General features: G+C 57.5%; 10 protein-coding genes and 3 pseudogenes. 9 read left to right on the forward strand and 4 right to left on the reverse strand.

Going from position 1 to position 12,538, the window contains the following annotated elements; translation table 11 throughout:
- The first annotated feature begins 137 nt into the window (after window positions 1-137).
- The 8 genes and pseudogenes from ACYVHK_RS09945 (at window position 138) to ACYVHK_RS09980 (ending at window position 9,144) form a co-directional block, all read left to right on the forward strand.
- Window positions 138-1,007 (forward strand): hypothetical protein, encoded by an 870-nt coding sequence (locus tag ACYVHK_RS09945; protein WP_460530699.1) that lies wholly within the window; start codon window positions 138-140, stop codon window positions 1,005-1,007.
- A 172-nt stretch (window positions 1,008-1,179) separates the two neighbouring features.
- Window positions 1,180-3,270 carry a hypothetical protein gene (locus ACYVHK_RS09950; protein ID WP_460530702.1) on the forward strand — a complete coding sequence of 697 codons (2,091 nt, stop codon included), beginning with the start codon at window positions 1,180-1,182 and terminating at the stop codon, window positions 3,268-3,270.
- A 180-nt stretch (window positions 3,271-3,450) separates the two neighbouring features.
- Window positions 3,451-3,591, forward strand: a pseudogene (locus tag ACYVHK_RS09955) (hypothetical protein); the annotation flags it as partial.
- Between the two features lie 29 nt (window positions 3,592-3,620).
- Window positions 3,621-3,749: pseudogene (locus ACYVHK_RS09960) on the forward strand (ASCH domain-containing protein); the annotation flags it as partial.
- A 206-nt stretch (window positions 3,750-3,955) separates the two neighbouring features.
- Window positions 3,956-5,062 (forward strand): HD-GYP domain-containing protein, encoded by a 1,107-nt coding sequence (locus tag ACYVHK_RS09965; protein WP_460530705.1) that lies wholly within the window; start codon window positions 3,956-3,958, stop codon window positions 5,060-5,062.
- Between the two features lie 12 nt (window positions 5,063-5,074).
- Entirely contained in the window at window positions 5,075-8,416 is a 3,342-nt protein-coding gene (locus ACYVHK_RS09970; RefSeq protein WP_460530708.1) for a PAS domain-containing hybrid sensor histidine kinase/response regulator, read from the forward strand.
- Window positions 8,417-8,462: 46 nt separating this feature from the next.
- A pseudogene (locus tag ACYVHK_RS09975) lies at window positions 8,463-8,678 on the forward strand (AAA family ATPase); the annotation flags it as partial.
- Between the two features lie 151 nt (window positions 8,679-8,829).
- On the forward strand, window positions 8,830-9,144 hold the full coding sequence (locus tag ACYVHK_RS09980; RefSeq protein ID WP_460534068.1) for a hypothetical protein: 315 nt from the start codon (window positions 8,830-8,832) through the stop codon (window positions 9,142-9,144).
- 52 nt (window positions 9,145-9,196) lie between these two features.
- On the opposite strand, the gene ACYVHK_RS09985 is transcribed toward ACYVHK_RS09980, so the two are convergent.
- Window positions 9,197-9,670 (reverse strand): GNAT family N-acetyltransferase, encoded by a 474-nt coding sequence (locus ACYVHK_RS09985; RefSeq protein WP_460530711.1) that lies wholly within the window; start codon window positions 9,668-9,670, stop codon window positions 9,197-9,199.
- Between the two features lie 201 nt (window positions 9,671-9,871).
- Between ACYVHK_RS09985 and ACYVHK_RS09990 the strand changes: the two genes are divergently transcribed.
- Window positions 9,872-10,381 carry a hypothetical protein gene (locus ACYVHK_RS09990; protein ID WP_460530714.1) on the forward strand — a complete coding sequence of 170 codons (510 nt, stop codon included), beginning with the start codon at window positions 9,872-9,874 and terminating at the stop codon, window positions 10,379-10,381.
- 125 nt (window positions 10,382-10,506) lie between these two features.
- Here the strand turns inward: ACYVHK_RS09990 and ACYVHK_RS09995 are convergent, their stop codons facing one another.
- From ACYVHK_RS09995 to ACYVHK_RS10005, 3 genes are all read right to left on the reverse strand, one after another.
- Window positions 10,507-11,028, reverse strand: coding sequence for an RDD family protein (locus ACYVHK_RS09995; RefSeq protein WP_460530717.1), 522 nt, complete (start codon window positions 11,026-11,028; stop codon window positions 10,507-10,509).
- Between the two features lie 72 nt (window positions 11,029-11,100).
- Window positions 11,101-11,601 carry an RDD family protein gene (locus ACYVHK_RS10000; protein ID WP_460530720.1) on the reverse strand — a complete coding sequence of 167 codons (501 nt, stop codon included), beginning with the start codon at window positions 11,599-11,601 and terminating at the stop codon, window positions 11,101-11,103.
- Window positions 11,602-11,784: 183 nt separating this feature from the next.
- Window positions 11,785-12,285 carry an RDD family protein gene (locus ACYVHK_RS10005; protein WP_460530723.1) on the reverse strand — a complete coding sequence of 167 codons (501 nt, stop codon included), beginning with the start codon at window positions 12,283-12,285 and terminating at the stop codon, window positions 11,785-11,787.
- Between the last annotated feature and the right edge of the window lie 253 nt (window positions 12,286-12,538).

The following is a 12,538-nucleotide window of genomic DNA, read 5'->3' on the forward strand; positions in this document are numbered from 1 at the left end:
TCAGGTATCGGCTCTGCAAGGGAATGGCGCCACCGGGCCTCACATAGCAGCCTTTTCCCTTCCACCACGCTGCAGGTGCACGACCACAGCCCTTCTGCCACACTGCCGCCCCTTTCAAGACCCTGCACCTCCGCGCCATGCTTCGACCCCTGCTCTGCCTGTTCTGTGGCCTGTTGGCCGTTCCGGTGTCTGCCGCGCCCAACTGGACTCGGCTGTACTGGACCCACGGTGATCTGTCGGTCTGGCGTACACAAAGGCTGATGATGTCCGTGGAAGCGGAAGTCGGTGAGATGCGCTGCCAGATGCAGCTCGATACTGGCATGAACGGCGCCGTGGATTGGCAGCACCCGGATCAGGGCGAAGCACAGACCGAGCAGATCAACGTGGCGGTCGCCGGTGCAAGCTGGGGCATCGCGGTCTCGCCTGCTACCCTGGCCCGCCTGCGCGGACCGGAAGGCTGCAGCACCGGCGGCAAGATGGGCAATATCGGCACCGGCTTCTTCGGGCTCGGCACCCTGACAGTAGACATGGCGCAGGACAGGCTGGGCTATGAGGCGGGATCGCAACTGGGCAAGGTCGCCGATACCCAACCCCTGACCTATGCCAGTGCAGGCGGCTGGGGTGGCTTTCCCCTGGTCGAGATCCGACAGGGCGACAAGCTGCTTGGCCTGGCGCTGTTCGATACCGGCAGCGCCGCCATCGGCCTCAGCCTGCTCAACAAGGCAGACTGGCAACAGGCACTGGCCAGCCACACCGGTCGCCGGCGTGCGAAGGTCCGGCACTTCACGGTCCCCAGCTGGGGCAAGCAGCTCGATGCCTCCGCCGCCGAGATCGACTCCCCCTGGCAGGCCGGCACGATGCCGCTGGGCAAATTACGCATCACCTATATCCCGGACCTCGCCTTTCAGCCGCCGGTAAAACTGATCGGCGTGCTGGGGTTGCAGAGCCTGGGCAAGGCGGTGGTGACACTGGATATCGTGGGTGGCCGGTGGCAGGTGGCGCGCTAGACCCTGCCATTTTCGATGCCAGCAAACATCCGGGCAACTACCCCGCGGGCAAGTCATCTCCAGGGTTGATCATGGCGCTGAATTTGGTTCGCCTGGAACACGAGCCAGCCTTTACCATGCCAACCTCCTTCAGACACAAGCCCCTCCTCCCGTGATACGCCGCATCCTGATCTTGCTCCTCATCATCGCCGGCGTCGCCGCCGCTGCCAGCTATTTCCTGCTCCAACCGCCCGCAGGCAACCTGGTCCGCGGCCTGATCAAGCGTGACACGGCAACACCGTTTGGCTGGACAGCCCAACTGAGCCTGGTCGCCGGCGACGGTGTCGATGGCATGCAGGATGGCCAACCTGGGCAGGCGCGCTTCGCCGACCCCTACGGCGTGGCGGTCGACGCCAGCGGCAACCTCTATGTGGCGGATGCCGGCAACAACAACCTGATACGCAAGATAGGCCGCGATGGCGTCACCAGCACATTGGCCGGTAGCCACGAAGGCTTCGTGAATGGTGCAGGCCGCGCCGCTGCGTTCAATACGCCGTCGGGCCTGGCGATCGATGTCGCCGGCAACCTCTATGTGGCCGATACCGGCAACCACGCCATCCGCAAGGTCACGCCCGATGGCCTGGTCAGCACCCTGGCGGGGACGGGTATTGCGGGTTTTCAGGATGGCCCGGCTGCACAGGCGCAATTCAATGGCCCGATCGGCGTGGCGGTGGACAAGACCGGCAAGGTCTACGTGGCCGATACCTACAACGACCGTATCCGGATGATCACGCCGGACGGCCAGGTCGCGACCCTGGCCGGTGGCCAATTGCCTGGCTACGCCGACGGCCCGGGCACTCTCGCCCGCTTCGATACACCATCGGCTCTCGCACTCGACCGTGCCGGCAATATCTGGGTAGCCGATACCCGCAACAACGCCATCCGCAAGCTTGCGCCGGACGGGACGGTCAGCACCCTGCTACGCAGCGAGCCTAAAGACTACGATGCCCAACTGCGCCGGCCGATCAGCATCGCGGTCACGCATGACGACTACCTGTACGTGGGTGAGATGGCCCACGGCAGCGTGTTGCAGTTTTCGCCCACCGGACAGATGCACGTGCTGACCGGGAACACCCTGCAGGATCATCTGGCACGCCCGGCCGGCCTGGCCGTCGACAAGCAGGGCGAGCTACTGGTGAGCGATGCCACCAGCTATCGCATCCATCGCATCGCCCCCTTGGCCCAGGGCCTGAGCGCCGCAGTGGCCAGCATCGTCGGCCCCTCCGGCAACACCCCGCTACCGAAGACTGAAGGGCGTTGGCCGGTCAAGCCGCAGGATGGCTGGCATGAGGTCGTCGGTACGCTGGGCGAAGTACGTGGCAACTACCAGGGCAAGAGCCGAGACCACCTGCACAGCGGGCTGGATATCCGCAACGATGTGGGCGCCGAAGTCCTGGCCATTGCTGATGGCAAGGTCAGCAGTCCCAATCCGACCTGGGGCTACGGCGATCAGGGTGAAGGTCTGGGGCTCGATAGCCTGAGCTACATTCACATGCGCGTCGGCCGCACCGCACAGGGCAAGCTGATCGACCCCGCGCGCTTCCAGTTGCTGCACGACGATGCCGGCAAGCCCGAGCGCATACGCGTATTGCGTGGCACCCGCTTCAAGGCCGGTGATGTGCTGGGCACCACCAACAGCATGGCTCACGTGCATCTGAGCGTGGGCGCCAGCGGCTACGAGCGCAATGCAATCTCGCTGGGCTTCAAGGGTTATGCCGATCACCAGCCCCCGCATATCGATGCGGTCCAGATCTTCACTGCGCAGGAACAACGGCTGACCCAGAAGCTGGCCGGCCGCCTGCTGGTTCCGCGCGATGCACAAGGCGTACAGATCGTGGTCGATGCCTGGGACCAGGTCGATGACAACCTGGCTCGTCGACGACTGGGCCTGTACTCCCTGGGCTACCAGATACTGGCTGCTAATGGCGCGCCGGTGCCTGGCTATGAGCAGCCGCAAACGCAGATCGAATTCAATCGCATGCCGGCCGATGATGAAGCCGTAAAGATCGCCTACGCGGCCGACAGCGGCATTACCGTGCACGGCAGCAAGGAAACCCATTTCCGCTACGTCGCAACCAATACGGTACGGGATGGCAAGCTGGCAACCGGCTACTGGCAGACACAGGGCCTCCCTGCGGGGGATTACACCGTACGGATCACCGCCAGGGACTATTCCGGCAATGTGGCCGTCAACGGCCGTGACCTGGCGATTACCCTGCAATAGGAATCCATCCGCATGAGCACGCCCCCCCACCTTGCACAGTGTCATCGCCGACTAGCAGCAGCGGCAGATCGCCCTGCCCGAGGGGGTAATCCGACTGGATGCCTTTGGTGATTCGGCGGCCATGTCCGAATAATTGCTGGCCTTGATCATCAGCGGCAGAAACGCGGCGGCGCCGCCCTGCTGTGGACCTACGAGGCCGAGGGCGAAGCCCTGCTCAGGCCGGGCGATATCGCCATCGTGCTGGATTTTCGGCAGCAGCCTCGCTTGATCACTCGCGTGACTGAGGTAACCGTTGCCCCCTTTGTCAGAGTCACCGCCGAATTCGCAGCGCGTAGAGGGAAGGCAACGGCTCACTCGCCTACTGGCGTACGGAACACTGGGCCTTTCTCGGCAGGGAGTGTCAGCGCCTGGGGCGAGAGCCCGACGAGCAGATGCCGGTAGTCTGCGAGAGCTTCGAGCTGATTCAGGAACGTCACTGAAATCGTGTAGCGATTCTCCCGGTCAAACCGCGAGAAACAAAGGGTCAGTGCCTCGCCCCTGACGTCGACATGCGCGAACAGTCTCTAGCAGCCCTTTGATCTAATCGATCATCCAGCGCTGCGTTGGTAGCCTAATATTCCCATCTAAGCCTAACCGTTCGTCCTAACGACTGCGAGGAAGCAATGGAAATAGTACGGGGACTTGTATGAGCACAGACAGTGGATCAACCTTGCTGGTCGTTGATGATTCGATCGAAAACCTGACGGTCTTGACAGAGCTACTTTCACCAAAACATCGAGTATTGGCCGCCTTGTCGGGAGAAAGCGGACTTAGAATTGCCGCCAGCAAACCAAAACCAGATTTGATTCTGCTGGATATCATGATGCCTGGCATGGATGGCTATGAAGTGCTGAGGCAACTACAGGCAAATCCAGAGACAAAAGAAATCCCAGTGATTTTCCTCACTGCCCTTGCAGATGAGGGAAGTGAAGAGCGCGGTCTTGCATTAGGCGGCGCCGATTACATCACCAAGCCCATAAGAGGGGCCATTGTGCTTGCCAGGGTCAGCACCCAACTGCAAGCCAAGCTTGCTCGAGACTGGATGCGGGATCAGAAAAATGCATTGGAACGAGAGGTGTCCAGGCGCATGCGAGAAAATGATCTCACTCAGCGTGTCTCAATTCGTGCTCTTGCACATCTTGCAGAGACGCGAGACCCCGAAACCGGTAATCACATACTACGCACTCAGGGATACGTACAGTGCCTAGCCAACAGACTGTGTGATCATCCACGATTCGCGCAAAAGCTGACCGCTCGTTACATCGAGTTGTTGGCACTCTCTGCGCCTCTGCACGATATCGGCAAAGTCGGTATCCCCGACCATGTCCTTCTCAAGCCAGGCAAACTGACGCGAGAGGAGTGGGCAATAATGAAAACGCACGCCAAACTGGGTAGCGACGCGATAGAGCAAGCAGAGCAAGATATAGAAAGGCCTCTCCCCTTTCTATCAGTTGCGAAAGAAATCGCCCACTGGCATCACGAGCGTTGGGACGGCAGCGGCTATCCTGACGGACTGGCCCAAGATGCCATTCCCCTTTCTGCGCGACTTATGGCGCTCGCAGACGTGTTTGATGCGCTCATTTCAGAGCGAGTCTACAAGCCTCCTATGTCTTATGCGGAAGCCCGGGAGATCATTTCAGCCGGTCGAGGGAAACATTTCGATCCAGACATCGTGGATGCCTTTCTGTCCGGATTCGAAGAATTTACCAGCATAGCGGAGCATCATCGGGACACAACAGTTCTCACCCTTTGAGCAGGAGTATCAATGCACTCCATCCATCCAGGCAGCCGAATCATGCAGGAGCAGCATCAAACGGGCATAGCAGCACGGCGACTAGCCTTAATCTACGCCGCATTTGCCAGCCTGTGGATATTGTTCTCAGATGCGCTCGTCGCTAGCGTTTGGCGTGACCCGGAGAGCATTCACTGGATTAGTACACTCAAAGGATGGTTCTTTGTACTAATCACTTCCTTCATGCTCTTCGGCTTAGTAAGACGCAGCCTGACACAGACGATCGCACTGACGCAACGTGAATTGAAGGCACAGACCGAAAAAGCTCAGGCATTGCAATTGCTCGCGTCGATCGTAGATCACTCCACTGATGCGATCTTCGCCAAAGATCTGGCTGGTCGTTATATCGTCTTCAATCGAGAGACTGCACGCGTCTTTGGCAAAAAGGCGGAAGACGCGCTAGGCAGTGACGACAATGCCTTGTTTCCACCTGCACAAGCGCAAATTGTTCGTGACAATGATCTGCGCGTTGTTACAGAAGATCGCGTCCATACCTATGAGGAACGTGTCTCCACGGTCGATGGAGATCGTATCTACTTGGCTACCAAAGGGCCACTTCGTAACGAATTCGGGCAAATCATTGGCTTGTTTGGTGTCTCACGTGACATTACTGAACGAGAACAGATGAGTCATGCACTACGCGAACGCGAAATTTTTACGCGCGCAGTACTAGACTCCGTCAGTGCTGAAATAGCCGTACTGGACCAATCCGGCATCATAATTGCCGTTAATGAACCGTGGCGTCGTTTTACTGCGAGAAGCGCCCCAACGAATAATCATTTCGGAGTCGATGTCGGTAGTAGTTATCTGGAGGCTTACCTCCCAAAGGTAGATCTCGGATTGGAGCTATCACTTAAGGTTCGTCACGGAATAAACGCTGTTCTCAGTGGTGCCGAGAATAGTTTTAATACCGAATTTACGGATGATTCCACTGATCGGAAAAGGTGGTTAAGCATGAACGTGACGCCTCTCGGGAATGATTTGCGAGGTGCGGTAGTTGTTCATATTGACATTACCAGCCGAAAGAACGCAGAGAGTGAACTGCAAAAGCTCTCACTTGCGCTGGAACAAAGCCCGGTAAGTATATTGATCACCGACGTGGATGCCCACGTGGAGTATGTGAATGAAGCATTTATCCGTAATACAGGCTACGACCGAGGAGAAGTCATAGGCAAGACTCCTGGACTGCTGAACTACGGTGGAAACCCTCCTGAACGATTTGCTGCTATATGGGATACGCTCAGTAAAGGTGAAATTTGGCGGGGTGAAATACAGAACAAGCGCAAGGACGGGAGCGAATACACCGACTTTGCGATCATCACTCCGTTACGCCAGCCCGACGGCCAGATCAGCCATTATGTCGCGGTCCAGGAAGATATCACTGATCGTAAACGCATTAGAGAGGAGTTGGACCAGCATCGTCATCATCTAGAAGAACTAGTTGTACAACGTACTTCACAACTGGCAACGGCAAGGCAACAAGCGGAAGCTGCCAATCATGCAAAAAGTGCTTTTCTTGCCAACATGAGCCACGAAATACGCACACCGATGAACGCAATACTAGGCTTGACCCACATACTGCGACGAAATCAGCCCACCCTTCTACAGGCAGAGCAGCTCGACAAGATTGACACCGCCGGTCGACACCTTATGACACTAATTAACGACATACTCGACTTGTCCAAAATCGAGGCCGGGCGGTTACAGCTGGAATACACAAATTTTGAACTTGGCGGACTACTCGAGAACGTCCATTCGATCATCGGTGATGCAGCGGAGGCAAAAGGACTGAGACTAAGTATCGATTGTGCCGGAATACCTATTTGGCTATGTGGAGACCCTACACGCCTGAAGCAAGCATTGCTCAATTACGCAGGCAATGCAGTGAAGTATACCGAGACGGGAGCCGTCACTATTCGCGTCTCACAGTTTGAATCAAGCGATGATCATGTAGAGCTCCGCGTCGAGGTGGAGGACACTGGGGTAGGCATAGACAATATAGACATAACACGCCTATTTGAAGCCTTTGAACAGGCAGATGACTCAACGACCCGAAAGTACGGAGGAACCGGACTCGGGCTAGCAATCACGCGGCGACTGGTGAACATGATGGGGGGAGCTACCGGGGCATACAGCAATAAGCCAAAGGGAAGTGTCTTCTGGTTTACCGTGCGCATGAAACGAGGCGAGCCAATCGCTTCAACCGCTATTTTTACGCCCAGTAAAGCTGAGACCGTGCTACGTGAATACCATGCAGGCACAAGGGTGTTGCTGGTGGACGATAGCCCGGTTAACCGAGAAGTCGCACTCCATATGCTTCATGCTATTGATTTTTCTGTCGACGTTGCCAAAGACGGTCTTGAAGCTGTGGTCGCAGCAGAGCAAGGACATTTTGAATTGGTACTCATGGACGTCCAGATGCCAAACATGGACGGTACGAATGCTGCGCGGATAATTCGCCAGTTACCGGGCTGGCAAACGATCCCGATCATCGCGATGACTGCACTCGCTTTCGATCAGGATAAATCGGCCTGCATTGCCGCAGGTATGAACGATTTCGTTACTAAGCCCGTGGATATTAACGAACTCTATCGAGTACTGCTCGTATGGCTGCAAAACCAGGCACCCTCAAGTTCGGTGTACGATTTAGTGAATGGTGCATGGGGTCAAAACCAAAAATCATTAAGGGAAGGTAAAGAAAAGTATGCCTTGCTACTGGATCAACTTGTCTCCCGGGGTGTGGAAGTCGACAAAAGCCTGAAGGCTATGCACGGCGATGTAAATCAGTACTTGACGATGCTCAAACGTTTTGTAAAAACTCATCTCGGTGATACGCAGCTGCTTACTATGCATATTACGCAAAAGAATTTCGAATCCGCCAGACATCTTGCACACCAATTGCGAGGCTCGGCTGCCGCGCTTGGAGTAGTGGGATTGTCTGTACATGCGCACAATGTGGAAAACTACCTGCATCAACAAATCCTCCACCCCTCACTCTGTGGTGAGATGGAATCAGACATCGAGTCTATAAACAGTCAGCTCTTATCCCTGAGTGTGCTCATGGACAACTTGACAGTATCGTTACCCGAAGAGCAACTGGCTACGTTAACTCCATCCGAAACAAATCGTCAATTAGCGGAGCTAGAGCGTCTCTTAGCTAAAAATGACACTGCCTGCATTGCTTTAGCGAGGCAATATGATTCTGGCTTACGAGCTACATTAGGCGCAATTTGGTCGACGATGGCCAGTCAGATTGACCAGTTCGAGTTCGAGAAAGCATTCCTAAGTTTGAAAAATTTTCAAAACAAACAGTAAAAAATAACCGAGTCATTAGATAAGGTACCTCTCGAATCCGCCAACGATGGCAATTACATCCTGTCACTATTTACATGGTGTCTCAATCCGGCTACATTTGGCGATCGACCTCTACCGCTATCACTGCAACATTCCGGCAGTACGGAAGCTGGGGCAGCTCAGTTTTCATCCGGACGTGACTTTTCTGGTCGGTGAAAACAGTATGGGCAAATCTACCGTGCTGGAAGCCATAACCATGGCATTGGGTTACAGCCAGGAGGGCGGCACGCGCAACGTCCGGCTGAACACGGCCGACACCGTCTCCGCCTTGCATCAGGACCTGTGCCTTGCACGCAGTTTTCGCAAGACGCCGGATGGCTACTTACTGCGCGCGGAAAGCTTCTTCAACGTCACCACCGACACCGATCAGATTGGTGACCCTGACGACCAAGTTCCGTGGCAAGGGCCTCTACCTGCTGGACGAGCCCGAGGCCGCGCTCTCTCCCAGCCGGCAGCTCGCGGCATTAGGGGCGATACACGCGCTGGTGCAGGACGAATCGCAATTTATCATCGCGACCCACTCTCCCATCCTGCTGGCCTACCCGAATGCCAAAATCCTGCAGTTCCACGGGTACGGGATATCCGAAGTACAGTACGAAGACACCGAGCACTTCGCCATCACTCGCGATTTTCTCAATCATTATCCGCGGCGGCTGGCGCAAATGCTTGCAGACGATGGCGCGGCCTAGCGCCCGTACAAACAGGCCGCGTAACTCTCGCTGACATTATCCAGTCGGCAGGCTAGTCCAATCCGGCTATCTCCAACATCCGGAGCATGGGTACAAAGGCGACCCCATGCGTTTCAACCTTGGGGCCGTTGACCCGAAAGCCGAATCGTTCGTAGACCGGGACGGCATTGAGACTGGCGTTGACCGTAAATCCACCCGGATTGCCAGCCAGCAAGGCCGCATGGCTTGCTGCTTCCCACATCTGCCGGCCTAGTCCCTTGCCCTGGAAGGCCGGCGCGACAAACAGGTGATACAGATGACGCTGGTCCCGTATGGCAACGACGCCGGCCAGCACGCCCGCCTCTTCCGCCAGCCAGTAGCTGAAGTTCGGCGCAGCGATATAGCCCGCGATGGCTTCGGTGCTGATGGTGGCAAAGAATCCCTCGGCCCCGGCACCATCCGGTGTCAGCGTCAGCAGAGGAGACAAGCTGCGTATCAGTTGGCTGATGGCCGTTGCATCAGCCGCCACCGCGGGTCGCATTTGCATCATTCGGATCAACTCGGTTTTTCCGCAAATCCACAGGTACTCCCCGCAGGCGTAAGTCGAAATGATCGACTGAAAAAGCTGACCCAAGTATCAAGCCGCTCGCACTTTGTGCCATGACAGACTACGGTTAAAGCAAACAGGGCTAATAGCATTATCCGAGGCTCGCCGGGTACGCCCCTGCTGGCTGAGTGGGAGTTTGCCATGGACCGCCTGATCGCAGGCTGCGCGCTGGGTGCTTTCCTGCTGGCGCTGCTGGTTCATATCCTCGCACTGTGCGGAATCGATATCTCGGCACAGCTGCCTTTTGTCTGGCTACTGAAATTCGGGATCTTCGCGGTATTCGTCCCGCTGATCGAGGCGACGACGGCCTCCGCCGGCACCAACACCCTGGCCGCCCACCCGCTGGCACACTGCCCCCTGCGAGCACGGCTGGGCATGGCCTGCATCGTGGCCTACGCCTTCATCAACTTCCTGATCTGCGAGGCCCGCTCGCCCAACGGAACCCTCATCGTGTCGAGTGGCGGCTACACGCTGCAGGGCAACCATGGCGAGGAGAAGGAAATGACCGCCACCGAGTATCGCCACTACCGGGCCAACGAGATTCGCAGTGCCTCCGGCCATTGGCTGGTGTTCTACAGCCTGCCCTTCGTCTTCTTCCTGTACCGCCGCCGCACGCCCACGACACCCCAAGCGGATACACCACCGCGCTAGGTCCAGGACTGAAAACCCGCGCGGCCACACGCGTCGCGCAGGCCACACGCAAAAGCACAACGCCAGCCCGAGGGCTGGCGTTGTGCTGAAAGAAGACGCCGAACACGGCGCCTTTCCGGCAGTGGTCAGACCATGACCACCTTGGTATCGGCCAGCATGTCGTGCAGACAGCGTTGATCCTTGCCGAAGATGAATAGCACATCGACCAGGATGATCAGCATCCCGAGAAAAGGAAGCAGACCCAGCAGATAGAACGGCAGGTAGCGGCGCAATATCAGGTTGGCCAGCGAGGCCCTCTCGCCATTGCTCCTGACCACCCGTATGCCCACCAAACGCTTGCCTACGGTCTGCCCCCGTGTGTGCAGGAGGTAGCCGTTGATCGCCAGATACATGCCCCAGCCAGTCAGCAGGATCAGTATGCCCAACAGTACGACATAGTCTTGTAGCGCAGAGAAGTACGCGATCAGGACAAACATCGCGCCCCCCAGCACCAGCCAGGAGGCCGCCATCAGGATAACGCCATCGATTACGGCGGCGCCGAGCCTTACCCAGCGGTTTGCCAACTCATTGCCCGCGGCCTGCTCGGCCGGCGCAGCGGCAAGGCTGGCCGAGTAGGGGTTGAAGGCTGTGTCGGTATCGGTTTCCATGGCGTGCCAGCGTGGGAAAGGGATGGCTCTGTCGCAAGCCATGCCGGTAGCGACAGAGCGAGATGAGCCAGATCAGGCGATGACGACCTTGGTGTCGGCGATCAGGTCATGCACGCAACGACGATTCTCGCGGAAAACGAACAAGACGTTCACCAGTCCGGCCAGACTGCCCACAAACGGAATCAGGCCGACGAGATAGAACGGCAAATAGCGTCGAACCACCAGATGCAGGAATTCCGGGGCGCTGCCATCGGTACGGACTATACGCAGGCCGACGAGTTTCTTGCCCACGGTCTGGCCACTCTGGCTCAGCAGATAGCCGTTCACCAAAAAGAATGCACCGAAATTGACCGCGGTAATGATCAGCGTGATGCCAAACGTGATGCCCTCGGTATTGGTTGGCGAGATACCAAGAACGACGAAAACGAAGGTCCAGATAAGGACCAGCAGGATGATACCGTCGATCATCGCGGCCCCGAGGCGCGCGCCTCGGCCGGCAAGCTCACCGGCATTATCCGATACATCCAGCGCGATACCTTTACTGGCGGCATAAGGGTTCTGGTTTTCCGTCATGGTCTTACCTCTCTCCTGTACATGTATTTTTGCCCGGCTCACTAGCCGGGCAGGCTCGACTATGCCGCGAGCAGCAACGGCTGGCTATCCCTGGCGTGCATAGTCACCGCCCCTGCACCGGCACGACCCTTGGCATCCGCCCGCAGGTCGCGCAGGGGTAGCAACAGAGCGGGCATTGCTATATCAGGCGTTTACAACCTTGGTGTCGGCGATCTGGTCATGCAGGCACAGCCGGTTCTGCCGGAAGATGAACAGGACGTCGATCAGCGCGGCGAAGGAACCCACGATCGGGATCAGGTTGGCAAGGTGTGGCGGCAGGAAGCGGCGGACGATCAAATGGACCAGGTCGGCCTTGCTGCCATCACTGCGTACGACACGGATACCAACCAGCTTCTTGCCGACGGTCTGGCCACCCTGCTGCAGAAAATACCCGTTCACCGCGATGTAGAGCGCGGCCCCGCCCAAGGAAATCAGCAGCTTGGCGCCAAAACCAAGGGTAGCCATGATGGTTGGGGTCAAGTTGAAGATGAAGAACAACACCGGCCAGATCAGCACGCTGAGGATGATGCCGTCGATGATCGCCGCGCCGAGACGTGCGCCACGGCTGGCGAGCTCTCCTGCGCTATCCGAGACATCCAGCGCGACGCCTTCGCTGGCAGCGTAAGGGTTATGGTTTTCTGACATGGTATTACCCCTCTCCTGTGCATGTATCTTGCCCGGCCCACTGGTCGGGCAGACTGGACTATGCCGCGAGCGAAGACGGCTGACTATCCCCGGCGTGAATAGTCACGGCATTCAAACCACGCAAGGCCCACAGGCGCGGCTGTGCAGTCGGAGCAAAGCCCGATTAGAATGAGAGCGCGCATAGCGACGCAGCAACACAAAACTAACAAGCAGCTTTCGAGGAAGAACGTGCCCCACCCATCCGCCCCCGCCG

It is taken from the genome of Chitinimonas naiadis (assembly GCF_054780835.1).